The sequence below is a fragment of the Nocardia sp. NBC_00508 genome (assembly GCF_036346875.1).
GTDB lineage: Bacteria > Actinomycetota > Actinomycetes > Mycobacteriales > Mycobacteriaceae > Nocardia.
On sequence record NZ_CP107852.1, the window covers coordinates 3,818,819 to 3,844,042 of the forward strand.

24 protein-coding genes and 1 tRNA gene are annotated in these 25,224 nt (G+C 67.5%); 11 read left to right on the top strand and 14 right to left on the bottom strand.

Going from position 1 to position 25,224, the window contains the following annotated elements:
• Positions 1–646: 646 nt before the first annotated feature.
• The 6 genes from OHA40_RS16880 to OHA40_RS16905 form a co-directional block, all read right to left on the bottom strand.
• Positions 647–1,915: a cytochrome P450 gene (locus tag OHA40_RS16880; RefSeq protein WP_330233977.1), complete on the bottom strand. Its 1,269-nt coding sequence runs from the start codon at positions 1,913–1,915 to the stop codon at positions 647–649.
• Positions 1,916–2,383: 468 nt separating this feature from the next.
• Complete coding sequence (locus tag OHA40_RS16885; RefSeq protein ID WP_330233978.1) at positions 2,384–3,106, bottom strand: maleylpyruvate isomerase family mycothiol-dependent enzyme; 723 nt, start codon at positions 3,104–3,106, stop codon at positions 2,384–2,386.
• A 194-nt stretch (positions 3,107–3,300) separates the two neighbouring features.
• A complete protein-coding gene (locus tag OHA40_RS16890; RefSeq protein WP_330233979.1) occupies positions 3,301–3,693 on the bottom strand; it encodes a RidA family protein in 393 nt (130 codons plus the stop codon).
• Between the two features lie 277 nt (positions 3,694–3,970).
• Positions 3,971–4,651: a DUF998 domain-containing protein gene (locus tag OHA40_RS16895; RefSeq protein ID WP_330233980.1), complete on the bottom strand. Its 681-nt coding sequence runs from the start codon at positions 4,649–4,651 to the stop codon at positions 3,971–3,973.
• 233 nt (positions 4,652–4,884) lie between these two features.
• On the bottom strand, positions 4,885–5,280 hold the full coding sequence (locus OHA40_RS16900) for a very short patch repair endonuclease (RefSeq protein ID WP_330234220.1): 396 nt from the start codon (positions 5,278–5,280) through the stop codon (positions 4,885–4,887).
• Between the two features lie 38 nt (positions 5,281–5,318).
• The gene (locus OHA40_RS16905) at positions 5,319–6,452 is read right to left on the bottom strand and encodes a DNA cytosine methyltransferase (RefSeq protein WP_330234221.1); all 1,134 of its coding nucleotides are present in this window, start codon (positions 6,450–6,452) and stop codon (positions 5,319–5,321) included.
• A 336-nt stretch (positions 6,453–6,788) separates the two neighbouring features.
• On the opposite strand from OHA40_RS16905, the gene OHA40_RS16910 reads away from it, so the two are divergent.
• Positions 6,789–8,039 (top strand): KasA/KasB family beta-ketoacyl-ACP synthase, encoded by a 1,251-nt coding sequence (locus OHA40_RS16910; RefSeq protein WP_330233981.1) that lies wholly within the window; start codon positions 6,789–6,791, stop codon positions 8,037–8,039.
• 107 nt (positions 8,040–8,146) lie between these two features.
• Positions 8,147–10,069, top strand: coding sequence for a long-chain-fatty-acid--AMP ligase FadD32 (fadD32, locus tag OHA40_RS16915; protein WP_442944021.1), 1,923 nt, complete (start codon positions 8,147–8,149; stop codon positions 10,067–10,069).
• Between the two features lie 110 nt (positions 10,070–10,179).
• On the opposite strand, the gene OHA40_RS16920 is transcribed toward fadD32, so the two are convergent.
• Positions 10,180–10,458 (bottom strand): putative quinol monooxygenase, encoded by a 279-nt coding sequence (locus OHA40_RS16920; RefSeq protein WP_330233982.1) that lies wholly within the window; start codon positions 10,456–10,458, stop codon positions 10,180–10,182.
• 365 nt (positions 10,459–10,823) lie between these two features.
• On the opposite strand from OHA40_RS16920, the gene OHA40_RS16925 reads away from it, so the two are divergent.
• The 3 genes from OHA40_RS16925 to OHA40_RS16935 all read left to right on the top strand — a co-directional run bounded on the left by OHA40_RS16925 (position 10,824) and on the right by OHA40_RS16935 (position 15,063).
• Complete coding sequence (locus OHA40_RS16925) at positions 10,824–12,512, top strand: ABC transporter ATP-binding protein (RefSeq protein WP_442944056.1); 1,689 nt, start codon at positions 10,824–10,826, stop codon at positions 12,510–12,512.
• Positions 12,513–12,514: 2 nt separating this feature from the next.
• On the top strand, positions 12,515–14,401 hold the full coding sequence (locus tag OHA40_RS16930; protein WP_330233984.1) for an ABC transporter ATP-binding protein: 1,887 nt from the start codon (positions 12,515–12,517) through the stop codon (positions 14,399–14,401).
• 146 nt (positions 14,402–14,547) lie between these two features.
• On the top strand, positions 14,548–15,063 hold the full coding sequence (locus OHA40_RS16935; protein WP_330234223.1) for a putative glycolipid-binding domain-containing protein: 516 nt from the start codon (positions 14,548–14,550) through the stop codon (positions 15,061–15,063).
• Positions 15,064–15,174: 111 nt separating this feature from the next.
• Here OHA40_RS16935 and OHA40_RS16940 read toward each other — a convergent pair whose 3' ends face one another.
• A complete protein-coding gene (locus OHA40_RS16940) occupies positions 15,175–16,185 on the bottom strand; it encodes a prephenate dehydrogenase (protein WP_330233985.1) in 1,011 nt (336 codons plus the stop codon).
• Here OHA40_RS16940 and OHA40_RS16945 point away from each other — a divergent pair.
• From OHA40_RS16945 to OHA40_RS16960, 4 genes are all read left to right on the top strand, one after another.
• Complete coding sequence (locus OHA40_RS16945; protein ID WP_330233986.1) at positions 16,184–16,723, top strand: tRNA adenosine deaminase-associated protein; 540 nt, start codon at positions 16,184–16,186, stop codon at positions 16,721–16,723. The genes OHA40_RS16940 and OHA40_RS16945 overlap by 2 nt on opposite strands.
• A gap of 43 nt (positions 16,724–16,766) precedes the next feature.
• Entirely contained in the window at positions 16,767–17,225 is a 459-nt protein-coding gene (locus OHA40_RS16950) for a nucleoside deaminase (protein WP_330233987.1), read from the top strand.
• Positions 17,226–17,291: 66 nt separating this feature from the next.
• Positions 17,292–17,379: transfer RNA gene (locus OHA40_RS16955), tRNA-Ser, on the top strand.
• Between the two features lie 83 nt (positions 17,380–17,462).
• Positions 17,463–17,918: a deaminase gene (locus OHA40_RS16960; protein ID WP_330233988.1), complete on the top strand. Its 456-nt coding sequence runs from the start codon at positions 17,463–17,465 to the stop codon at positions 17,916–17,918.
• A gap of 9 nt (positions 17,919–17,927) precedes the next feature.
• Here the strand turns inward: OHA40_RS16960 and OHA40_RS16965 are convergent, their stop codons facing one another.
• The 5 genes from OHA40_RS16965 to OHA40_RS16985 all read right to left on the bottom strand — a co-directional run bounded on the left by OHA40_RS16965 (position 17,928) and on the right by OHA40_RS16985 (position 21,758).
• The gene (locus OHA40_RS16965) at positions 17,928–18,881 is read right to left on the bottom strand and encodes an antibiotic biosynthesis monooxygenase (RefSeq protein ID WP_330233989.1); all 954 of its coding nucleotides are present in this window, start codon (positions 18,879–18,881) and stop codon (positions 17,928–17,930) included.
• A gap of 9 nt (positions 18,882–18,890) precedes the next feature.
• Entirely contained in the window at positions 18,891–20,294 is a 1,404-nt protein-coding gene (locus OHA40_RS16970) for an amidohydrolase family protein (RefSeq protein ID WP_330233990.1), read from the bottom strand.
• 55 nt (positions 20,295–20,349) lie between these two features.
• Positions 20,350–20,967 (bottom strand): carboxymuconolactone decarboxylase family protein, encoded by a 618-nt coding sequence (locus OHA40_RS16975; protein WP_330233991.1) that lies wholly within the window; start codon positions 20,965–20,967, stop codon positions 20,350–20,352.
• Between the two features lies 1 nt (position 20,968).
• Entirely contained in the window at positions 20,969–21,280 is a 312-nt protein-coding gene (locus OHA40_RS16980; protein WP_330233992.1) for a hypothetical protein, read from the bottom strand.
• Positions 21,281–21,470: 190 nt separating this feature from the next.
• Positions 21,471–21,758 (bottom strand): DUF6191 domain-containing protein, encoded by a 288-nt coding sequence (locus OHA40_RS16985; RefSeq protein ID WP_330233993.1) that lies wholly within the window; start codon positions 21,756–21,758, stop codon positions 21,471–21,473.
• Positions 21,759–21,926: 168 nt separating this feature from the next.
• Here OHA40_RS16985 and OHA40_RS16990 point away from each other — a divergent pair, with 168 nt between their 5' ends.
• Together OHA40_RS16990 and OHA40_RS16995 are read left to right on the top strand one after the other, a co-directional pair.
• On the top strand, positions 21,927–22,127 hold the full coding sequence (locus OHA40_RS16990; RefSeq protein WP_330233994.1) for a hypothetical protein: 201 nt from the start codon (positions 21,927–21,929) through the stop codon (positions 22,125–22,127).
• 272 nt (positions 22,128–22,399) lie between these two features.
• A complete protein-coding gene (locus tag OHA40_RS16995) occupies positions 22,400–22,648 on the top strand; it encodes a hypothetical protein (protein WP_330233995.1) in 249 nt (82 codons plus the stop codon).
• 166 nt (positions 22,649–22,814) lie between these two features.
• Here the strand turns inward: OHA40_RS16995 and OHA40_RS17000 are convergent, their stop codons facing one another.
• Complete coding sequence (locus OHA40_RS17000; protein WP_330233996.1) at positions 22,815–25,109, bottom strand: MMPL family transporter; 2,295 nt, start codon at positions 25,107–25,109, stop codon at positions 22,815–22,817.
• Positions 25,110–25,224: the final 115 nt, after the last annotated feature.

The following is a 25,224-nucleotide window of genomic DNA, read 5'->3' on the forward strand; positions in this document are numbered from 1 at the left end:
TACGAAAATGGGGCATGAATCCCAAAATTTGGCGGAATATTTTCGGAGAAGTAGGTATTGATGGCGGAAAAAGTGGATATTGGCGCACCTGAAAGGGGTATGGCGCGGGAAATGCGGGTATCGATGTGGGTATGACGCGGGAAATGTAGGTATCGATGTGGGTATTGGCGCCGGAAATGTAGGTATCGATGTGGGTATTGGCGCCGGAATACCTACTTTAAAAAGGGGTATTGACGCCCGAGGATGGGGGCATTCGTCCCAAACCTAGCTTATGTGATTTGCATCACCTGACTCTTGAAGGCGCTGATCGGTCGAGACCTGTGGTCCCGTCCGCACCAAACGGCGCATAGGCGTGGTGTTCGCACTTTGTTCGCGGTATTGCCGGGTGTCGGCGGGAACCGGAGGGAATCTACGGGAACTATCGGACTGGCATAACTGCTGCTAGAGGGGGCATTCCGGGAACCCGTGGGATGTCTTCGAACATAAGTTCTACCGAACAGAAGGTTAGGGGTTCGAATCCCTTCGGGCGCACGCAGGTAGAAGGCCTCTCCGATATGAGCGGAGGGGCCTTCTCGCTTCTCTGACGACATCATGCGACTACGCCTCGGATGTCGGCGTCAGGTTGGTCCATGTTCCCTGCGACGGCTCATCGCGTGATGGTCAACGTGGGGGACGCGGGGAAGGCGACCGGCAATTCCGTCAGAGCGCGATGGAACGGGCCCGGTCGCCATACCAGCTGGTCAGGCGGCACAGCCAGGCGCATTTCCGGGAGGGCGTCGAGGAGTTGGTCGATGGCCTCCTGCACGATCAGGTATGCGACGGATTTGGCCGGGCAGGCGTGTGGCCCGGTGCTCCACGCCAGATGGGAACGATTACCGGTGTGGTCCCCACCGCGGATCTCGGGGTCGTTGTTGCATCCGGCCAGGCTGATCAGCACCGGCTGGTGCGCAGGCAACCAGGTGTTGTCGATCAGGATCGGCTGCCGTGGGTACGTCGTGCAGAAGTTGGCCAATGGCGGGTCGTTGAACAGCACCTCGTCGAGCGCGTCACGCGTCGACAGGCTCCCGCCGAGCATGTTGCCTCCGAACCGGTGGTCGGTCAGCATCAGCAACAGGGTGTTGGAGATCAGATTCTGCTGCGGCTCGATACCCGCGCCGTAGAAGCTGATCAGCTGGGAAAGCATCTCCGTGTCATCGAGATCGGCCGGATGATGTGCAAGCCGTGAGGTGACGTCGTCCGCGGGCTCTGCGCGGCGCAGCTGGATCAACTCCATCAGTGCTTCGCTGAGCATCTGCATGCCACGGGCCGCCTCGACGGTATCGAAGAGCGCGGCCATGCCGGTCGCGACCCGCTGCCCCAATTCCGCCGAGCAGCCGACCATCTGGTTGATGGCCTCGAAGACGAGCGGAAATGCGTACTGGGACACCAAATCGGCCGAACCGGCCGCGCAGAAGCTGTTGATCAGCGGGATCGCGATCTTCTCGACCGTCGAATGCAGCGCGTGCAAGTCGATTCCGTCGATGCTGGCGGTATACGTCTGCCGATAGCGAGCATGCGCTGCTCCGGTGTTGCGCAACGCGTTCGGATGCCACTCCATCATCGGCTTGATGGGGGAGTCCTCGGGAATGCTCTGCTGCCAGGTCCGCGGATCGGCCGGGAAATGGTCGGGGTCGTTGAGGATCCGCAACGCGGTGCGGTACCCGATCACCAAGGTCGCGGGCACATTCGGTGCCAACTCCATGGGCACCAGCGAACCGTGCTGCCGGCGCATCTGGCGGTAGCCGCTGTGTGGATCAGCGGCGAACTTCCGGCTACGCAGACAAACTTGCGGGGTCTCGGTATTGATCGGTGATCCCTGGACGGGGCAGCTTCGGGGAGCGGTGCTGCGGGGCACGGGGGACTGCGCTGTGGTCATAGACGTGACTCCAGACGAGGGAATAGGAATTCGGCGCGGGTGATCGGTGAGCGCAGGCACGTGTACGAGTCACGCGCGTCGATCTCCCGAAAGAGCTTGCCGTTGCTGTAGATCACGCTAGATGGCCAGGACGGTCGAACCTACCGTCGGAAACGACATATTCGGTACTGGATGCGACAGAGTTGCTACCCCTTGGCTTCCGGGTGGCGCTGACGACGATCGACCACGCCCGGTGCTCCGTGTATCTGCCACCCCTGCAGCGCCACCCGGCGCGAGCCACCATCGGAATCGCGCCGCCCCTGTCCCGCCCTCACCACGAGGACAGCCAAATGGTGGCTCTGGGCGGTAATTCGGGCCACCGTTTCACTACCCTGATCCGACTCGATAGCGCGGCTACAGCCTCGCTCATCGAAAGCGCCTCCGGCGCCGTAGATCTGGGTCGACAGCGGTTGCCGCGTCGGCTCGGGCCTACTTCCAGGCGGGGAGTGTCGGTAGTGTCCCGGCCAGGTCGGTGCCATCGCCGCGGCCGAGGAGCCAGGCCGCCAGGGAAGCGGCAGGGCCGCTGATGGTGTGGGTCGGGGTTGCGCCGATGGTCGCGGTGAAGTCGGTGTCGGTAGCGCGGATTGTGAAGGGTTCGAGTGGGGAGTCGGCGGTGAGGCGGGTCAGGTCGGCGGTGGCTTGGGGGAGGATGCGGGCGACGAAGGGGGCGGGCCAGTCGGAGGGTTGGTAGCCCGCGTTCAGGTCGACGTGGTGGATTTCCACCTCTTGCAGGCGCATCCAAGGGACCTCGGTGGCGGGGATCGGGCGGCCTTGGCGGGTGCGGACCTGGGTTCGCCAGGCGGTGTCGGTCAGCGAGCGGGCCAGGCCGAGCCAGCGGGTCGCGGCCGCCTCGTTGTCGGCCAGTTGTTCGGAGAGCGGACGAGGTGCGCCCGCCTCGATGTCGCTGTCGCGTAGGAAAGCGCTGGCGTACTGCGGGATTTCGACGCGGGTGTGTGCCCACAGCAGCAGGTTCACCAGGCTGTCGGCGTTACGGGCCAGGTGGGCGAGGACGTGGCCGCGGGTCCAGCCGGGCAGCGAGGATGGTTGGGTGACCGCGTGCTCGTCGAGGTCGCGGATAGTGTCGAGCAGGCGCGCGGTCGCCTCGGCGACGGTGTCGAGCTGCACGGGGGTCTGCGAAGCGGCGGTGGTCACGGTTCCGACCCTAGCGACAGGAAACCCGGCCCGCCGCGAAGATGGGACGGGTCGAGCGGGCCGGACCAGCGATCACCGGAATTGGCGCTCGGCGTCCGGCGTCTGCGCAGTGCGTTAGGCGCCCCAATGAGCGTCAGCGAGTGGCCGAGCCGCGACGAAGCGCAACTGGACCGATCGCCCGGGAGCCAGACGTCCTACTCCGCGACGATCGCGTCGGCTTCGATCTCGACCAGCAGCGCCGGAGTGATCAAGGCCTTGATCTCGTACATCGCCGTGGCGGGCCGGATATCGCCGAACACTTCGGCGTGCGCCTTGGCGACCTCGGGCCAACGCGCGATGTCGGTGACGAAAATGCGGGTGCGGACCACGTCGGTCAGGCTCGCGCCCGCCTCCGCCAACGCGGAACCGATGCGGCGCAGGGTCTCCCTGGTCTGCTCGCCGATGTCGTCACCGCCGACGGCTGTGCCACCGGGGGCCGAGGCGGTTGTGCCGCTGACCGCGATGACATTGCCGAGCCGGACCGCCCGCGAGTAGCCGACGATGTCTTCGAACTCCGAACCCGAGGAGATGTTCACGCGATCACTCATGCGCGACAGCATCGCACGAGGCCAGGAGCAGTCAGCCGGCAGACCACCAAGCGCTGATGCCCGGCTTCTCGACCTGGCAGCGGCCGTGGCGCCGGACTGATGCGGGTATCGGAGGGCCCGCGGTCCGACGACACCGAGGCCGCCGCAGGCGCGCCGGTGGCATGAGGTGAGCCGGGGCAGGCCAGCCCAGCGTCGGCGCCGACATCCGCTTCGGCCGCGGTGCCGTCCGCAACATCGGCGGCCCGTCGTCGAGGCGATCATCCGCGCTCGTTCGGCCTCAGCTCGGCTCGGTCCACTCCCGACCCTCCAGCACAACCGCGGCGGCCAGCGCGACCAACCACAACGACATCGCGCTGACCTGGAGGCGCTGGGCGATTCCAAGGGCGTAGTGCCCGGGCAGGTTGTCGGCGACCAGCAGCCACACCGTCGCGGCCGACCCGATCACCAGCGCGACCAGACCGAACTCGCGCAGGATCCGCCAGCGCCGATAGCGGAACGCGGCCAGGCTGAATGCGAACGCCGCGACGGCGATCGAGGTGACCGCCAGCGTGCTGGTCAGTGCATGCGGTTGATGCAGCTGCGGGAACAGTTCGCTGGGGCCGCCGCATCCGCTCTCGCCGGGCACACAATCGCGCAGCGGCAGCAGGACGTCGGCGATGGTCGATGCGGCGAAGCAGAACAGTGCGACCCAGCCGATCGTGGTCAGCCTGCGGCGTGGGAACAGCAGCAGCCCCCCGATCGCCGCGGGCATCAGCAGTGCCCCGGAGATCATGTCGGCGGTTGCGAACACCAGTCGGTACGGCTTGTCCTCTGCATCCAGTTCGCTGAGGAAGGAGTCGACCGGGTCCAGGTCGATCTTCAGCACGAACTGGAGCACCCAGGACGAATAGCAAAGTCCCGCGAGCGCGATCGCCGACGCGATCAGCACCGACGCCGGTCGCACACGTCGGTCGGTCATCTCTCGGCCACCCGTCACGAGACCATTGTGCTGGGTACAGCCGTACAGCTACGGCACCGGCGCACACGTCTTTGCCACCCGGCGCACAGGCTTTTGTCAGCTTCGCGGGGCACGCTGAACCGCAGGTGCAATTCGAGGAGGTCCTCATGCTCGGCTTCGCGACCGCCGCCGCCGGAATCGCGGTCATGACGGTGATGGTGGTGTCCGGCTACCTGGCCGCACACGCCCCGCGCTCACTGGTGCGGGTCCGGCGCCGCTGAACCAGGCGCCAGCGCCGCCTGGACGCGGTCGGCCGCGCTGACCGGGTCCTCGTGCTCCCAGACGCGAACCACATGCCAGCCCGCCGCGATCAGCGCCGCGTCGGTGGCGCGGTCCCTGGTGACGTTTCCGGCCAGCTTGGCGGCCCACCATTCGGCGTTGTTCTTCGGGTCGGTGGCGTGCTGCGGGCAGCGGTGCCAGAAACAGCCGTCCACGTAGACGGCGACCCGGCGGCGCGGAAATACCAGGTCGGCGCGGCGGCGCTGCCCGCGGATCGGCGCTCGATCGACGAAAAAGCGCAGCCCGCGCCGGTGCAGCTCCCGGCGCAGCGCGAGTTCCGGATCGGTTCCGGTGCGCCGCTGGCGCGCCATCCGCGCGCTGGTGGCCGGGTCCGTGCCGGGTCGTCGCGTCACGCCGCCCAGCCGCCCATCCGGTCGAGATGGCTCTCCACGTCGGCGAGGAAGCCGGTCGGGAAACGCAGCCTGCCCATGCTCGTTCGGCGCAGGAACCCGGCCGTGGCGCGCGCGGAGAGCAGTTGCGCGTCGGTGAGGAAGTGGGTCAAGTCCTCGTAGGGCTCGTGTACCGGCCAAGTGGACACCGGCACCCGATGAGCCGCGCCCGCGCGTCCCCACGCGGCCACCGGCCACGGGGTGCCCGGCGCAAGCCGCTGATCGCCGGTAATCGGGTCGAGCGGCGCGGCCAGCCGCGACCCGACCCAGGCCGCCATGCGCACGCTCACGGCGTTGCCGACCAGCTTCCAGCGATGGCCATTCCGCACACCGGGCACCTCGGTCGCCGGCACGGTCCAGCCCGGGGCGAAACCCTGCAGGCGTTCGGCGTCGGCGATGCCCGGAGTGACGATCTCGCCGGACGGCAGCCGCACCGCGGGCGGGCTCGCGATGCCGAGCGCCGATCCGCCCTTCAGGGTCGGCACCGCGTTCACCGCCCAGCCCAGCCCGCGCACCCCCTCGGTCCAGTAGAAGCCGCATGGATCGAGCGCCGGATCGCCGACCGTGCGCGGCCCGGCGTCCTCGCCGAACAGCACCCCGCGCGGGTCCTCGGTGCGTGAGGCCAGCATCAGCACCCGCTGCCGTCGCTGCGGCAAGCCGAACGCGCGCGCGTCCACCACCCGGTAGGCCCAGGTGTAGCCGAGCTCGTCGAGCGCGCCGGTGATGTGCCGCATCGCCGCGCCTCGGCCGAGTTGCAACATGAACGGCACGTTCTCGATGAGCAGCCAGCGCGGCCCACGTTTGCGGCGCACCAGCCGGAACACTTCGTCGACCAGGCCCGAGCGGGTGCCGGTGATGCCTGCGGTGCGTCCGGCCTGGGACAGGTCCTGGCACGGGAATCCTGCCGCGACCAGTTCCGTTCCCGCCGGAATGGCGCGCAGCCGGGTGATGTCGGAATGCAGTGGCACGTCCGGGAAGCGGGCCGCGAGCACACCCTGGGCGCCGGGCTCGATCTCGCACAACAGTTCGGTGTGCCAGCCGTGCTTGCCGAGACCGAGCTCGAGTCCGCCGATTCCGGCGAACAGCCCGACCATCCGCGCGCCCGTCAACGACCTTCCCTTTCTCGCGTCCACACCGGACGCTGCCCGCGCGTCCCGTGCCCGGGAGCAGGTTACTCGAGTCGTCCGAGGCGATCGCCGGACAACGCGACCAACGTCCTGGGCACCTGGTACGGTCCGCGTGTCACGCAGTGCTATTGATGCGTCTTTTTTCAATAATCACAGGACCGGTCACGCGATGTCGTGATGATCGGTCGTTCCGCCTGCGTTCCAGTGCCGTCCGCGCGGGCCGCCCACGATCCTGGTGGCGCGCTCGCGCAGTGCTTTTGCTCGATGCCGTTTCCAGAGCGACGCTAGGGAAAGTGAGCGAACATGCCGATTTCTTCCACCAAGAACGGGAAGTTTCCCCCTGTCGTGGTCACAAGCCTCGCGGCGACCACGTCCATCGCCGGTGACGTGGACTCCACGTGGAAGGGTCTGCTCAATGGCGAGAGCGGCATCGACCTCTTGGAGGACGACTTCGTCGACAAGTTCGAGCTGCCGGTCCGCATCGGCGGTCATCTCAAGGTCGCGCCCTGGATGTGCCTCCCCCAGGGCGAGACCCACGGCCTGGCCTACGTGGAGCAGATGGCCACCGTGCTCGCGCGGGAGGTCTGGGTCAACGCGGGGAGCCCGGAGGTGGACAAGAACCGTCTCGGCGTGTCCATCGGCACCGGGCTCGGCGGCGCCGAGGCGATCGTCGACGCGCGGGACAAACTGAACAACGGCGGCTACCGCAAGGTTTCGCCGTACTCGGTGCAGGCTTCGATGCCGAACGGGTCCGCCGCGTGTGTCGCGCTGGAACTCGGCGCGCGCGCCGGTGTGGCGACGACGGTGTCGGCCTGCTCGTCGGGGTCGGAGGCGATCGCGAACGCCTGGAAGATGATCGTCATGGGTGACGCCGACATGGTGGTCTCCGGCGGAGTGGAGGGCTCGATCCAGGCCCTCGCGATCGCGGCGTTCACGATGATGCGCGCCATGAGCACCAGGAACGACGCGCCCAAGCGCGCCTCGCGTCCGTTCGACGCCGACCGCGACGGCTTCGTCTTCGGCGAGGCGGGCGCGATGATGGTGCTCGAGACCGAGGAGCACGCCAAGGCGCGCGGCGCGACCATCCACGCACGGCTGCTCGGCGCCGGGATCACCTCCGACGGCTTCCACCTCGTCGCGCCCGACCCCGAGGGCTCCGGCGCGGCGCGGGCGATGACGCGGTCGCTGGAGACGGCGGGTCTGACCAAGAACGACATCGCCCATGTCAACGCACACGCGACGGGCACGCCGGTGGGCGACGCGGCCGAGGCGCGCGCGATCAACAAGGCCATCGGCAACCATCCGTCGGTCTACGCGCCGAAATCGGCTCTCGGCCACTCCATAGGTGCGGTCGGCGCGCTGGAAGCGGTGCTCACCGTGCTGAGCATGCGGGACGGGATCGTGCCGCCCACGCTGAACCTGGACAGGCAGGACCCTGAGATCGATCTGGATGTCGTCCGCGGCCAATCCCGGCCCGGCCGTATCGATTACGCCGTGAACAACTCCTTCGGCTTCGGCGGGCACAACGTCGCGCTCGCCTTCGGTCGATACTGACCGCAGGTGGCCGGGACACCTGCTAGCCTTCCCGACGCTTCGTTATCGACCTGTGTTCGGTGTCATTGCACGGCCTGAGTGCCTGTGCGTTGGAAAAGGATAAGGCGATGATCGACGAAACCTTCGACGACTTTTTGGACGATCAGGGCAATATCAAAATCAGGGGGGACAGGACCCTGATCGACTTCGTCGACAAGCACTGCGCGGAGAACGGCGACGACCTCGCCTACCGCTACATCGACTATTCCCGCGAACGCGACGGTGAATACCACGAACTCACCTGGCGTCAGTTCGGTGTGCGCCTCCGCGCGGTGGCGGCCCGGTTGCAGCAGGTGACGCAGCCGGGCGACCGGGTGGCGATTCTCGCTCCGCAAGGGCTCGACTACGTCGTTTCTCTGTTCGCCGCGGTGTACGCGGGCAACATCGCGGTCCCGCTGTTCGATCCGGAAGAACAGGGCCACACCGACCGGCTGTACGCGGTTCTCGGTGATTGCGCGCCCGCCACGATCCTCACCGTGGGTTCCGCGGCGAGCGGCGTGCGGAAGTTCTTTCGTCATCTACCCGCACCGGAGCGTCCGCGCATCATCGCGGTGGAAGCGATCCCGGACAGCGTCGGCGCATCCTGGATGCGGCCGGACATCAACATCGACAGCGTCGCCTACCTGCAGTACACCTCCGGGTCGACCCGGACGCCCGCGGGCGTGGAGATCACCCACCGTGCGGTGGGCACGAACCTCTTGCAGATGATCGACGCCATCGGCGTCACCGAGCATTCGCGCGGGGTCACCTGGTTGCCGCTGTTCCACGACATGGGCCTGCTGTCGGTGATCCTGCCGACCGTCGGCGGCGGGTTCATCACGATCATGTCGCCGAGCGCGTTCGTGCGCCGCCCTTACCGCTGGATCAAGGAGCTGGCCGCGGCCTCCGACGGTGCCGGAACCTTCGCCGCCGCACCCAATTTCGCGTTCGAGCACGCGGCGGTGCGCGGCAAGCCGAAACCGGGCGAGGAATTGGATCTGTCCAATGTGATCGGGTTGATCAACGGCAGTGAGCCGGTCTCGGTGTCGTCGATGAAGAAGTTCAACGAGGCGTTCGCGCCCTATGGACTGCCGGAGACGGCGATCAAGCCGTGCTACGGCATGGCCGAGGCGACGCTGTTCGTGTCGGCGACCAAGGCCGAGGGTAAGGCGAAGGTCGTCTACGTCGACCGTGCCGAGCTGAACGCCGGTCGGATGGTCGAGGTCGCGCCGGATGCCGACAACGCCATCGCGCAGGTGTCCTGCGGTTACGTCGCGCTGTCGCAGTGGGCGGCGATCGTCGATCCGGAGCACGGCACCGAGCGACGTGACGGTGAGGTCGGCGAGATCTGGTTGCACGGCGAGAACATGGGCATCGGATATTGGGGCCGTCCAGACGAGACCGAGGCCGTGTTCCGCGCCAAGCTGGCCGCGCGGCTGCCGGATGGCAGCCACGCGGAGGGCACGCCGCGGGAGGCCAACTGGATGCGCACCGGGGACTTCGGCGCCTACCTCGACGGCGAGCTGTACATCACCGGCCGGGTCAAGGATCTGGTCGTCGTGGACGGGCGCAACCACTACCCGCAGGATCTGGAGTTCTCCGCCCAGGAATCGAGCCAGGCGCTGCGTCCCGGCTTCGTCGCCGCGTTCTCGGTTCCGGCCAACGAATTGCCCGCGCTGGTATTCGAGCAGGGCAGTCACTCCGGACTGAGGTTCGACGCCGAGGACACCTCCGAGCAGTTGGTGATCGTCGCGGAACGCAATATCGGTGCGGGCAAGCTGGAGCCCGAGCCGGTCGCCGACACCGTGCGCGCCGCGATCGCGCGGCGCCACGGCGTCACGGTGCGCGACGTGCTGCTGGTGCCCGCGGGCTCGATCCCGCGCACCTCCAGCGGCAAGATCGCCCGCCGCGCCTGCCGGGCGGCCTATCTCGAGGGCACGCTGCGTGGCGGCCACCAGCAGCAGGCGTTCCCGGACGCGGCGCAGGAATGGGAGTCCGTAGTCGTCGTATAGGTCGCATTGAAGGCGCAGTCGGACGGGGTCCGTCGATAGCCTGCGCCGGGCCGTGCGAAGGCTCGAGGCAGCCGCTTATGCGCCGGGCCGAGCGAAGGCGAGGCAGCCGCCTAGATCCGGATCTCGGTGTGGTACTCGAATTCCCGGAAGTCGGCGCCCATGATCTGGGCAGCGAGCTCGCTCGAGGTACCCGTGCCGCGGAAACGCTCTATCGCGGCGCGGGTCGCCCAGCGCTCGTAGACGTTGACCCGATCGGGCTCGATCAGGTCCGCGCCGAGATCGAAGTCCAAGCATCCTTCGGTGGCGCGGGCCAGCCGCACCACCTCGCGGCAGCTGTCGAGGTAGCTGTCGCGATCGGTGACGCGCAGGTATCCGGCGACGATCAGCACGCAACCGAGTCCAGGTCCCGATGCCTTGACCTCGAGGTAACTCGAGGTTGTTGGCTTGGCGGATGAGTCACGATCCCCCCGCAACCGCGTCCAGCGCGGATGCGCGGTCGCAGGCAGGGGAACGGCCGGAAAATCGGTTGGTCGACGCCCGATCCGGTGCGACCCTGGAATGTCGGACCTCGATGCGAACATCACCGAGGGACCCATTCCGCGCCGCCAGTCACGTACCGCGAGGGGGAGCTTTGTCTGTCGCACTGGACATTTCGTCGGCCGAACCGGAGGCCGATAGACCGGAGCGGCCCGCCGCCGCGGGCCGAGGGCATTCGCTGCGCCGGTTCTGGCCGTACCTGCGTCCGCATCTCGGGATGCTGCTCGCCGCGAGCGGTCTCGCGCTGCTCGCGAGCCTGACGGCCATCGTGATTCCACTGATGATCGCGCGAATCATCGACGGCCCGGTCGCGCATCGCGATCTCGCCGGAGCCATCGGCCCGGTGGCCGTCGTCGCGGTGCTCGGGCTGGTGGAGGCGGGCGGCGTGTGGGGTCGCCGATGGCTGGTCGCCGCGCCCGCCACGCGCTTCGAAATAACTTTGCGCGCCAAGATCTTCCGCAAGTTGCAAGCGCTGTCGATCGGCAGGCACGACGCGTGGGAGTCGGGTCAGCTGCTGTCGCGTGCGGTGGACGACCTGTCCACCATGCGACGGTTCGTGTCCTTCGCGGGGCCGTTCCTGCTCATCCACACCGTGATCATCCCGGTCGGGCTCATCGCGCTGGTCGCGCTGAGCTGGCAGATCGGCCTGATCTTCGCGATCGTGTCGATCCCGTTGGTGGTCATCTGCATTCGCTTCGAGCGCCGGTACTCGGTGGCCTCGCGGCGTTCGCAGGACCAGGCCGGCGACCTGGCCACCACGGCTGAGGAGTCCGCGCAGGGCGTGCGGGTGCTCAAGGCGTTCGGACGCGGTGCGTTCTTCGGCCGCCGGTTCACCGCCCAAGCGCGCCAGCTGCGGCAGACCGAACTGCTGAAAGTGCGTTTGGACGCGACGCTGTGGTCGGGCATGGTGAGCCTCCCGCGGCTGGCCATCGCGTTCGCGCTCGGCTACGGCGGCTACGCGGTGGCGCACGGCGCGATGACGCTCGGCACCCTGGTCGCGGCCATCACGCTGGCGACTTTCCTGCAGTGGCCGATCATTTGGACCGGCTTCCTGCTGGCCGAGCTGAACGACGCGCGCACCGCGGCCGACCGGTACTGGGAGATCATCGACACCCCGATCGACATCACCGACCCGGCCGATCCGGTGGACCTGCCGGAGCACATCGTCGGCGAACTGCGTTTGACAGGTGTGCGTTTCGCCTTTCCCGACGCGGAAAACGCGGTGCTGCATGATGTGTCGCTGAAGCTGCGTCCTGGTGAGACGGTGGCGCTGGTCGGCGCGACGGGCAGCGGGAAGACGGCACTGCTCAACCTGATCCCGCGCCTGTACGACGTGACCGGTGGCGCGATCACCATCGACGGAATCGACGTCGCGACGATGCGCGTCGCCGACCTGCGTTCGCTGGTGTCGGTGGCGTTCGAGGATCCGGTGCTGTTCTCCGCGAGCGTGCGGGAGAACGTCGCGCTCGGCGACCCATCCGCCTCCGATGCCGACGTGCGCCGCGCCCTGGATGTCGCCCAGGCCACGGAATTCGTGGACAACCTGCCCTGGGGCTTGGACACCAGGATCGGCGAACAGGGCCTGAGCCTGTCCGGCGGTCAGCGTCAGCGACTCGCGCTGGCCCGTGCGGTGCTTTCCGGCGCAGCCGCCGGAAAGCGCAGCCGGATCATGGTGCTCGACGACCCGCTGTCCGCGCTCGATGTGGAGACCGAGGAGCGGGTCCAGGCGCGGCTGCGCACCGTGCTGGCCGACGCCACGACGCTGCTCGTCGCGCACCGCCCGTCCACGGCGGCGCTGGCGGATCGGGTGGCGGTGCTCGTCGACGGCCGGATCGTCGCCGAGGGAACCCACGACCAGCTGCTGCGTACCAGCAAGAGGTACCGAGAACTGATGGGCGGTGAGTAGGGGTGAGTACCGAGACGACCGTCTCGAAAGACGATGCAGCGCCGGAAAGTTCGGTCAGCAAGGACGATGCGTCCGACTGGCGCGGCATCGCGAACGAGGACAAGGAGGTCACCGAGACCGGAAACCTGGTGCTGGCCGGTCGATCCCGGCGGCTGCTGCTCGACTTGGTCCGGCCCTACCGCAAGCTGGCCGCGCTCGCGCTGGTGCTCATCGTGGTGGACAACATCGCGATGGTGTCGGCGCCGCTGTTCGTCGCGCACGGATTGGACACCGGCATCGTGCGAGGCGTCGAGGGGAACTGGGCGCCGCTCGCCTGGACCGTGGCCGGTTACCTCGGCTCGGTCCTGGTCGGCGTGGCGACCACGTTCTCCTTCTTGCGAGTGTCCGGCAGGCTCAGCCAGAGCGTGCTGTTCGACCTGCGGGTCCGTTCGTTCACACATATGCAGCGCCTCAGCGTCGCCTTCCACGAGAAGTACACCTCGGGCAAGGTGGTCGCCCGGCTCACCGGCGATATCGACACCCTGCAGGACCTGCTGGAGAGCGCGCTCAATCAGGCGCTGAGCGCGATCCTCTCGGTGCTCACCATCGCGGCGCTGCTGATCTACCTGGACCAGACCCTCGCCGCGATCGTGCTGGCCGGTTTCGTCCCCCTGGTGCTGGTCACCCGCTGGGCGCAGCGCAGGCAGCGGGCGGGCTACCGCCGTACCCGTGGCGCGATCGCCAAGGTGGTGGTGCAGTTCGTCGAGTCGATGGGCGGCATGCGGGCGGTACAGGTGTTTCGCCGTGAACAGCGCAACGAGTCGGTGCTCGCGATCGAGGACGCCGAGTTCCGTCAGGCGACCACCGCGGCCATGCGCGGCATGGGCGACTATGCGGGGCTGACCAAACTGCTCGGCAACCTGACCACGGTGACCATCATCGTGGTCGGCGCGTGGCGGGTGATCGAGGGCGATCTCGCGGTCGGCGTGCTCGCGGCCTACCTGCTGTACCTCAACGAGTTCTACGGCCCACTGGACGAACTCGCCCAGGTGTTCAACGCCTACCAGTCCGCGGCTGCGGCGCTGGAGAAGATCTCGGGCGTGCTCGAGGAGGAGCCCTCGGTACCGGAGCCCGCGAAGCCGGTGACGTTGGGCAAGGCGTCGGGCGCGGTGCGGATGGACAAGGTGTGGTTCGGCTACGGGGGCGGATCCGCCGCGGATCCGCGCCCCGTGCTGCCCGAGTTCACCCTGGAGATCCCGGCCGGGCAGGTGATCGCTCTGGTCGGCGCGACCGGTGCGGGCAAATCGACGCTGGCGAAGCTGCTGACGCGGTTCTACGACCCGTCCGGTGGCGGAGTCAGCCTGGACGGCATCGACCTGCGCGAGCTGTCGGACGTCGATCTGCGCCGCAACGTGGTGATGGTCACGCAGGAGTCCTATCTGTTCTCCGGCTCGGTCGCCGACAACATCCGGCTCGGCAGGCCAGCAGCCACCGACGCAGAGGTGTTCGCCGCGGCGCGTGCGGTCGGTCTGTACGACTTCGTGCAGGCGCTGCCCGAGGGCTTCGGCACCGACGTGCGCAAACGCGGCGGCAGGCTCTCCGCGGGGCAGCGGCAGCTGGTCGCGTTCGCGCGGGTGTTCCTGGCCGATCCGGCCGTGATCGTGCTGGACGAGGCCACCTCGAGCTTGGACATCCCGAGCGAGCGGCTGGTGCAGCGGGCGCTGGAGACCGTGCTGCGCGGACGCACGGCGGTGATCATCGCGCACCGGTTGTCCACGGTGGCGATCGCGGATCGGGTGCTGGTGCTCGAATCGGGCCGGATCGTCGAGGACGGCGCCCCGAACGCCCTGATCGCGGGAACGGGCCGGTTCGCCGACCTGCATGCGGCTTGGCGGGAGTCGCTCGTATGACGCGCGAGCTATGCGGGCGAGGGCTTGGTGTCGCTTACGGTAGATACGTGACGACCCAAGCCTCCGACCCCGAGAGCCGCGCCGAGAGCCCCCAGGAATCCCGGTGGCCGGCGATTCTCACCTGGCGCGCCCACGACGCGTCGCGGATGGAGTCGGTGCGGGTGACGCTCAACGGCAATCGCATCCGCGCCGCCGGGCGCATGATCGGCGGCGCGTGCGCGGAACATCCCCCGTTCAGCGCTTCGTATGACCTGGTTACCGACGAGAACGGCGCGACCAAGCGGCTCTCGCTGCGCACCACGACGGCCGCCGGTGAGCGGCACGCCTCGATCGCCCGTGACGAAGAGAGCTACTGGCTCATCGACGCGGGTGGCAACCACGTCCGCTCCACCTTCGCCGGGGCACTCGACGTGGACGTGGTGCTCAGCCCGTTCTTCAACACTCTGCCGATTCGCCGCTACGACCTGCAGCACGCCGTTGAGGACGTGCAGGTCCCGGTGGTCTACGTCCGCTTGCCCGACCTGCTTGTCCAAGAGGCCACACTGATCTACAGCAGCGCGGCCGACGGCATCAGCGTGCTGTCCCCGGTCTCCAGCGCGACCGTCACGGTCGACGCCGACGGCTTCCTGCTGGACTACCCGGGCCTGGCGGAGCGGATCTGACCGAGCTGTTCAACCGAGCCCGGTGAGGACGCCGCCGCGCTTCCCTGCCGAACGCGGGCCCACCGGCCGGGGGTGGTCGCCTGGGCCGGAGAGGAGTTCTGACCATGCTCTTCAGTCGAGTCGGGTGAGGACGCCGCCGCGCTCTCCGGCCGAACGCAAGTCCTCCAGCCAATTGTGGTCACCCGGTCGGACATCGGTGATCTCCCAGCGCCGCGCCGATTCGTAGCGTTGTCGCGCGTCATGCCCCGCTTCGACGAGTTCCGCGAGGGATTGCTCCGCGCGCAGGCTGTCGCGCGCCGCGCCGAGCACCCTGAGCGTGTCGTCCAGAACTTCCAGCAGCGCGGCGGAATTCGGTTCACAGATCGCGCGAACCAGATCCGGTGCGGTGCCCGCGACCCGGGTTCCATCGCGGAACGATCCGGCCGCCAGGCCGAGCGCGAGTTCGCCGCCCGCGGCGCCGGCCGTAGCCAACGCCTCGGCGAGTACATGCGGCAGATGTGAGATGCGGGCCACGGCGCGATCGTGCTCCGCGGCCACGACCGGAACGACCACCGAGCCGCAATCCAGGGCGAGCCGCACCACGCGGCGCCACGGATCGGCGCGGGTTCCCTCGTCCACGCCGACCGCCCACACCGCATCGCGGAACAGGCCGGGATCGGTGGCGGCCCACCCGGATTCGGCGGTGCCCGCCATCGGATGACCGCCGACGAACCGGTCGGCGAGGCCGTGCGCGCGCACGGCCGCCGCGACCGGCGCCTTCACGCTCACCACGTCGGTGAGCGTGCAGTGTGGCGCGAAGGTGGCGATCGCGGAGAGCATGTGCTCCACCGCCGGCATCGGTACCGCGATCACGATCAGCGCGGCGGTTTCCGCGGCGCGTTGCAGTGCGGCGCTCAGGTCTTCGGTGACGTCGAATCCGTCGGTGCGCGCGGCGTGCGCACCCGCCGCGGAGCGGTTGTACCCCCAGCCGTCATAGCCTGCGGCGATGGCCGCGCGCAGCAGCGACCCGCCGATCAGACCCGTCCCCAGGACACATATGGGTGCTTGCTTCGCCGAAGTCACCGGAACAGATTGGCATACGACTTCAACATTTGAGCTCGAGCAGACTACCGTTGCGGCCATGGCAGCACAGCGCTCGGGCACGAACAGGGCGGCGTCGGAAGATTACGACGACGTGGAAGGGTTCGCAGTGGCGGTTGTCCGCGAAGAAGGCAAGTGGCGATGCAGCCCGCTGAGCCGGGAGGCGCTCACCGATTTGTCCGCCGCGGAAAACGAACTCAAGGCTTTGCGCAGCTCCGGTGCGGTATTCGGCCTACTCGACATCGACGACGAGTTCTTCATCGTGCTACGGCCCGCGCCGAGCGGCACGAGGATGCTGGTGTCGGACGCGACTGCCGCGATCGATTACGACATCGCCGCGGACGTCCTGGAGGCGTTGAACGTGGACATCCCCGACATCGACCCGGACGAGCTCGATGACATCGAGCCGTGGGAGGAGGGCGACCTCGGGGTGCTGGCCGATCTCGGCCTGCCCGAACCGGTGCTGAGCGTCATCCTCGCCGAGACCGACCTCTACCCGGACGAGCAACTCGGCATGATCGCCCAGCGGCTCGGCTTCGGCGGCGAACTCTCCGCGGTGCTGGACAAACTGCCGCGCTGACGTGGGAGTTCTCCGGGGCGACCCGATTACATCGGACGCCGACATGATGCGCGTCGCCCTCGATGCCGCGGCCGCGGCCGCGGCCGCGGCCGCGGCCGCGGCCGGAGAGCGTGACGTACCGGTCGGCGCGGTCGTATTCGATTCCACCGGAAGGGAACTGGCACGCGCGGCGAACGCACGCGAAGCGCTCGGTGACCCGACCGCGCATGCGGAGATCCTGGCGCTGCGCCGCGCGGCCGCGGTCCACGGCGCCGGGTGGCGGCTGGAGGGCGCCACCCTCGCCGTCACGCTGGAGCCGTGCACCATGTGCGCGGGGGCCTTGGTGCTCGCCCGGGTCGGCCGGTTGATCTTCGGTGCGTGGGAGCCGAAGACCGGCGCCGTCGGCTCGCTGTGGGACGTGGTCCGAGACCGTCGGCTCAACCACCGTCCGCAGGTGCGCGGGGGCGTGCTCGAGGCGGAGTGCGCGGCGCTGCTCGACCAGTTCTTCCGCGCCCAGCGCTGAGCGCGGCGTCATCGCAGGTCACCAGGCGATTTAGCGTTCTGGCGACGGTCCGGTATGGTTGTCGGCGGTGGCGTGTCCGAGCGGCCTAAGGAGCACGCCTCGAAAGCGTGTGAGGGGTAACCCCCCTCCGAGGGTTCAAATCCCTCCGCCACCGCTTCCGCCCCTCATCTGTTCGCACAGGTGAGGGGCTTTTTCGCTCCGCAGGACCAGTGCGCTACCAGCCGAAGGAGGCACGCGGTGACCGAACTCGACCATCACTACTGGATGAACCGGGCCATCGAGCTCGCGCGCCTGTGTCCGGTGGTGGAGGGCGCGTTCTCGGTGGGCGCGGTGATCGTCGCCGACGGCGCGGAGATCTCGACCGGCTACTCCCGTGAGTCCGACCCGAAAGAGCACGCCGAGGAGGCCGCGCTGGGCAAGCTCGACGCGGCCGACCCCCGGTTGGTGCGCGCCACGCTCTACAGCACGCTGGAACCGTGCTCGGAGCGAGCGACGAAGACCCGCCTGCCGTGCACCGACCGGATACTGCGGGCCGGTATCCCGGTCGTGGTGATCGCATGGCGGGAGCCGTCGACGTTCGTCGTGAATTGCGTCGGTGTGGAAAAGCTCCAGCAGGCAGGCGTCACGGTAATCGAGCTCCCCGAACTGGCGGCCGCGGCGATGTCGATGAACCGGCATCTCGATCTGTCCTAGCGGCTCGGCTCATTCGTTGTAATCCCAGTACTGCAGCCATGTCACCGACGCGAACAGCAGCAGCGTCAGCGCGTAGAGCACGACGATCACCGCGGCTCCGGCGGCGCTGATGCGCAGGCCCGCACCGTCGATCGGATCGAGCCAGCGCCGGAAACGTGCCGCCACCGCGGGTGACAGGACATAGCTCATCAGCCCGACGCTGACGATCTGGCTCAGCCACATCGCCAGCCAGGGCGCCGCTCCGGCCCGGTCCAGTACCGGGCCGAGGAATCGGGACAATGTCATCACGGTCGGATACAGCACAAGCAGCACCAACATGGCGATCTTCCACGTCGGCGTCATTTTGGTCTGGCCGTCGATCGTCCGCATCGTGGACCCGAACGGTGTGGTGTGCGCGTCCACGGTGAAGTCCTCGGTCAGTTTCGAGCGCAACTCCGGCAAGGCGGCGGCGCGATCGTCCGAGCGCATCCAGTCCGTCAGCTGGCTTCCCGTTCGGAACCGGAGCACCGAGAACCAGCGCCCGCCCTCGCCGGAGGGGAAGAGGGCGGCGCCCTCGAATCCCGGAAACGTGGAACTCGCCGCGACAAGTCGCGCTTCGGTCGCCGCGAATTCGGTTTCTTTGCCGCGGGCGACGCTGTGCCGGAATATACCGGTTCCTGGTGGCGGCAATCCTCCTTCGACGATGATCAGATCCGAACTCTTGCGGCGAAACCCGAGGGACTCGCCTTCACTGAGCGAGCGCGCTCGCTCGGAGGAGTCCAGGAAATGGTGCAGCAGTTGTTCGGATCGAAATGTAATGCTGAAACCCGGCTCCAGTTGTGGGTCTTCGCTCACCGCGACGGCGGCGCCCACGAATCCTTCAGCAGTTTCGGCGATTTCGGTCATCCGCGCCAGCCAGGCTCGAAAATCCGCGTCGTCGGCGGGGCGGTGGAAGAGAGTAACCGCGGTCGCGGCGGCGTTCATCGACGGCTCCTAGTGGAGATCGATGCGACGACCCCGCACGTAAACCTCGGCGATCGCAGGCTCGCGGAGACCCATCAGCAGCGCGAACAATGTCTGCTCCCGTGCCAATGCGGGCTCTTCGGACCGGATTCCGTGGGCCAGAGCGCTTTCCAGCGCCGGAACCCGAGCCGGTTCGACAACGACGAAATCGGCTTCCTTGCCGAGGTCGAAATTGCCGAATCGACTTTCCATGTCCAGCGCCCGGGCGCCCGCCAGCGTGCCGGTGAACAGCATTTCCGCCGGGTGCATCGACACCGCGTCCCCACCCGGTTCGGAGATGTGCACCTTGAACGCGGCCGACAGTACCTGCGGAATCAGCCATTCGTCGCCGCCGCCGAAATCCGTGCCCGCGGCCACGGTGACGCCCGAGGCGATCGTCCGTTTCCACGGCATCGTGCCGGAGCCGAGGAACTGCTGAGAAACCGGGCAGTGCGCGATCGACGTGCCGGTCTCGGCCATCCGCCGCAGTTCGACGTCCTGGCAGTGCACACAGTGGGCGAGGATGCTGCGTCTGCCGAGCATGCTCTTGCCGCCCTCGGCCGACCCGGGCAGGAACTTCCCGTCGTAGGTGTCCAGGTAGGTGGCCACGTCGTATGCCTGCTTGGTGGTGTCCACTTCCCCGGTTCCCGCACGGTTGTTCTCGTTGAGATGGCTGTGGAAGTACACACCGCGATTGCGCACCGAATCGTATAGTTCACCAAGGTTTTTCAGCGTCTCGCGAGTGACCGCCAGCGAGAAGCGCGGGACGACCGCCACATGCAGAAGTGCCGTGTCGACATCGCCGGTGTCGGCGGCATGCCATTTGTCGATTTCCTCGCTCGTCAGCCGGATGGCGTCGTCCTCGGTGGTGATCAGCGGTGCCGCCGGTTGTTCCCCGGTCGTTTGGATACCGCGGCCGCCGACCATTCGTAGACCGCGCCGCTGGGTCTCGGCGAACAGCGCGTCCTGCGCGTGCGGAAAGGCCGATCCGAAGACCATCGCTGCCGTGGTGCCCGCCGCGATGCGTCGCTCGCAGAATTCGACGGCGGCCGATTGTGCGAATTCCGGTTCGGCGTAACGAGATTCCGCGGGGTACATGCACAGCTCGAGCCATTCCAGCAGTTGACCGCCACCGTACGCGTCGCCCGCGAAGGTCTGTGGAAAATGAATGTGGGTGTCGACGAATCCTGGAAGAAGGAATCCAGGGCGGTGGTCGAACACTTTTTCGGCGTGGTAGTCGGCCGGAATATCGGCTCTGCTTCCGCAGTACGCGATGCGACCGCCGTCGTCGATTACCAGTGCTCCGTCCGGCACGGCGACCAGCGCGTCGTTCACATCGCCGATAGCAGGACTACCGGCGATGTGGAAAATGTGCCCCAAGTGGACTTGGCTCACCCATCGAGGAGAACACAAACCAACCCGGCATGGCAGCGGATCGAACGAAATGTAGTCAGACGCCGCGGGAGAACAACGTCACCGGCGGTGGCATGCGATAGCCGGCTAGCTTGATGAATCGAGCGCTCAGCCCGCGCTGCTTCTCTTCCAGGGGACCCGCTCCGACGGTGTTCATCATCCGGTTGATCACGTTGAAGCAGGTTCCCACCCAGACCGCCTCCTCGAACGCCTCCGCCGAGACCCCCGCCAGACGAACCAGCGCGGCGTCCTCGGGCGTCAGCCCGTCCGGGTCGCGGGCCATTTTCCTGAGGAAGGCGAGCATGGCGCGCGCTTCGGGGCGTATCGGGGACTCGGGGCCGTCGGCCAAGGCGAGGGTCACTACGGCGGCATCGACGTACGCGCCGGCGATGGCCTCATGCGAGGTCGCACAGAACGGGCACTCGTTGGCCTGTGAGGTCTGCGTCGCGAAGATCTCGCGTTCGGCGACGGTCCAGTACGACGGTCCGCGCATCGCGTCCTGGATCAGATCCGACAGCGGCGAACCGAAGAACCGATGCCGGTAGAACAGCACCTTCAGCACCGCGGGCACCTCGACCCCGCTGAATCGCCGCATCGTCCACAGCACGAACTTGGTCGGCCGGTCGTGCCCGGATTTCACTGCCTCCAGCCACATTTCAGCGTCCCTCCCATGCCTGCCGAGCCGCGCGGTAGCGGCGATCGGCCGCGCCGTAGGCGGCGGCCGCGGCGGCCTCGAAGATCTCGTCGTCGCTGTGCCCGGCCGCCTTCAGCGCCGTGACGTCCTGCTCGGTGACCCGGTAGGACCGGTTCGCCACCAGTTCGGCGAAGGCGGTGAGCTCCGGCGCGGCGGCTTCGGCCGACACTGCCGTGCCCGCGGCATTGGCCCGCAGCACCCCGCGGACCTCGCTTGACAGCCGCCCCGGCGCGGACTCGATGTGCTCGCCGAAACGCCGCCACTTCTCACTCATCGGGCCTCCCATGGAACCATTCTGGCCGATCGGTGGCGTGTTCGCGCGATCGGCGGCTGCCTCTGCCTTCGCTCGGCCCGGCGCGGGCTGCAGACGGACTTCGTCCGGCGGCGTCTTTTTCTGCGGCTGCCTCTGCCTTCGCTCTGGACTCCGCCCTGCACCCGTTACCGCAGGCGGGCAACGTAACTCGCTATCGGTGGTCGTTCTTCCGCAGGACGACGGTGTGGCGGTCGAGGTCGACGCCGACCAGCGGCGGAGCGCCTTGGTCTCGCTCGTCACGCAGCATGGACACCGATTCGCGGTGGTCGAGTTCCATGCGCTTGGTGGCGTAGAACAGTGCGGTGAACTCGTCGGTGAATGTGCCGGAGAGGGGGGTGCGGCGGCCCCTGCGGCGTTTGTTCACGGTCAGTTCGTAGACCGCCACGAGCACGAGGAGGATCACCCAGCCGGGAATCGACCACTGCAACACCGATGCCATGTATGCCGACGGTACCAGCGGGCCTGCGGGGTGTCGGGTGCCGGAATCTCGGCTCGGGACGGATATTCGGTGCGATCGGGGGTATACGCCGGATACGGAAGTGCGGGAAGGACGTGACGCCACATGCGCCGTCGGACAGTCCGCGTGGGAATGATGCGCGAGAGAACCATGAGAATCGGAAGTGTCATCGTCTTGGTCTGGTTGCTGATCGGCGTGGTCGCCGCGGCACAACGCAACTATTTCGACAGTGGCCCAGTGAATTGCGCTGGTTTCGGCACCATCGCCGTCACGGTCATCGCCGGTCCGCTCAACTACATGGGCGTGAACCCGAAGATCGAGGATTGCAATGTGCCGCAACCCAGCCCGTAGTTCAGCCGGGTGACGAATGTTGGCACGGGAGGATGCCCGCCCGGCCATCGAGCGCTCGGTCGTGGAAGCCGTCGAGGCTCGGCCTCGATTCCGCTATTCGGCGCGGCGTCGTCACGACATGCCGGGGCAACGCGGTTGAAGACGTGCCGCGAGTGAATGTGAACTGAATATTTGCTAGATATGTGCAAATGGCTTCTGGCCATTAGTTTGGAACGATAGCTGTCGGATATTCCGGGTATCCCCTCTCGGGGAGCACGGAAGGAACCGATGAGATGCGTGACCAGGAACGTCGAACGCAGGCCAGGCGCGGAACAGGCTCCCGACTTCTCGGGTTCCTGCTGCTGATCTGGCTGGCCGTCGGGTTGCTCGCAGCCGCTCAGCGGCACAATTTCGACAGCGGGCCCCCAGTCGACTGTGCCGGATGGGGCACGATCGCCGTAACGGCACTGGCCGGACCGCTCAATTACGTCGGTGTGAATCCAAGGGTCGGCGCCTGCGAGCTTCCGGAGCCGAGCCGGTAGTCGCCACGGCTCGCCGCGTTGACCCCACCGATCAGATCGGACGCATCGGCTCCAGGCGACGTCGGCCCGTATTCCGCCTGTGGTCGACCTGCGGACTTGGACCGGGAACGAACTCGGCCCCGCTCCCCGAGGTCCGGGGTGCGGGGCCGAGCGAACAGTCGTCGGATCAGCTGACGCCGACCGGCACCTTGGCCGTCTCGGCCGAACGTCGCTGCAGCTCACGCAGCTTCGCGCCTTCGACGTCGATGTCGGGCAGGATCCGGTCGAGCCACTTCGGCATCCACCACGACCACTTGCCCATCAGCACCAGCAGCGACGGGATCAGCACCATGCGGACGATGAACGCGTCCAGCAGCACGCCCGCCGCGAGCGCGAAGCCGAACGACTTCGCCGTGACGTCGCTTTCCATCAGGAACGAACCGAACACCGAGATCATGATGATCGCCGCCGAGGTGACCACGCGCGCGCCGTGGTGGTAGCCGGAGACCACCGCTTCCTTGGCCGACTTGCCGCGCACGAACTCCTCGCGCATCCGGGTCACCAGGAAGACCTGGTAGTCCATCGCAAGGCCGAACACCAGTCCGATCAGCATGATCGGCAGGAAGCTGACCAGCGGATGCGGATCCTCGATCAGGCCGAGCTTGCCTTCCTGGAAGATCAGCACGGTCGCACCGAAGGTCGCGCCCATCGAGAGCAGGAACCCGAGCGCCGCGGTGAGCGGCACCAGGATCGACCGGAACACCAGGATCAGCAGGACGAACGCCGCGCCCGCCACGATCGCCAGGTAGGGCACGATCTTGCTGAGCAGCACGTGGTCCACGTCGGCGTAGATCGCCGTAGTGCCGGTGATGCCGTATTCGATGCCGAACTCGGCGTTCAGCTGGCCTTCGGCCTCCCTGGCGTCGCGCACCAGGTCCTTGGTCGCCTGGTTGTTCGGCCCGGACTTGGGCACGCCGTCCAGCAGCACACCCTCTTGGTCCTGACTCCACTGCGGCTCGGTCACGTAATCCATGTCGGGGTAGGACGTGAGCTTGTCGCGCAGCGCCTTGACCGCCGCCTCGCGGTTGTCGGCGGGCACGCCGCTGAGGTCCGCGGCCACGTTCAGCACGCCGTTGCTGCCCTCGCCGAAACCTTCGGTGCGCAGCTCGTAGGCCTTACGGATGGTGGAGGTCTTCGGCATGCTGTCGTCGCCGGGCAGGCCGAGGTTCAGGCCTGCGGCGGGAGCGGCGAGCGCGCCGAGCACCACGACGCTCAGGATCAGCGCGACCCAGGGCGCCCGGCCGATCAGCCTGCCGAAGCGCATGCCATTGGTGACCGAGGTGTCGTCCTCGGGATCGTGCTGGGCCACCACCGGCAGCTTCGGCTTGAACAGGAAGCGGCCGAACGCGCCGAGCAGCGCGGGCATCAGCGTGATCGCGGTGAGCACCGCGAAGCCGGCGGCGATCGCGCCACCCAGGCCCATGAAGGTCATGAACTCGACACCGACGATGCCGAGGCCCGCCAGCGCGATGATGACTGTCAGGCCGGCGAACACCACGGCGGAACCGGCCGTGCCGAGCGCGGTGCCCGCGGCCTCTTCCGGCGAATCCTGCACCGCCAGTTCGTGCTTGTACCTGGACACGATGAACAGCGCGTAGTCGATGGACAGCGCGATGCCGATCATCGAGGCGAGGAACGTGGTGAAGCTGGGGACTTCGATCACCGCGGTGCCGAGCATGATCACCGAGGTGGCGGCGCCGAGACCGACGATCGCGGTGGCGATCGGCACGAACGCGGCGACGATGGCCCCGAACGCCACGATCATCACGACCAGCGCGACGGCCATGCCGATGAGTTCCGACTTACCGCTGGGGGCCTCCTGCTTCTGCGCGATCGAGCCGCTCATCTCGACCGTGAGCCCGGCATTGCGGGCGTCGGCGGCCACGTCGTACGCCGCGCCACGTTCCTTGTCGGTGACGTCGGTGAACTTCTCGATCGTGAACGGGACGTTCATCACCGCCACGGTCTCCGGCGCGGTCTTGCTGAGCACGTTCAGCGGTGCGCCGCTGCACTGCGCGGGGTCGGGGCTGGTCAAGCAGCCCATCTCCTCGGCCGCTCCGACCGGGTTGGTGATCGGCTTGTCGTGGTCGACGATGTCGAGCTGGCCGAGCTTGACGATGAACGCTTCCAGTGCCGCGCGGTTCGCCGGGTCGGTCAGCTTCTGCCCCTCGGGCGCGGCGAAGACATAGGTGCCGGTGACCGCGTCGAACTTGAACGCGTCGGACGCGCCGGGGAAGTGCTTGTCGAGGATGTCATTGGCACGGGCGGATGGCAGGTCCGGCATGCTGAAGTCGTTGGTCATCGGCTTGCTGAGCTGTGCGCCCAGGCCACCGAGGAGCACGAACAACACGAGCCAGACGGGAAGGACTATCCATTTCCGGCGGAAAGCGAACTTTCCCCATCTGTACAGGTAAACGGACACGAGTGGTTTCTCCTAGCGATGACTGGGACACGTGCTGGTTCTGCCTGTAGACAGCACTCGCGGGGCGCCCTGCATGTCCCCGCCTCCACTGACGCTTTCTGCCTACCGTGCGGTA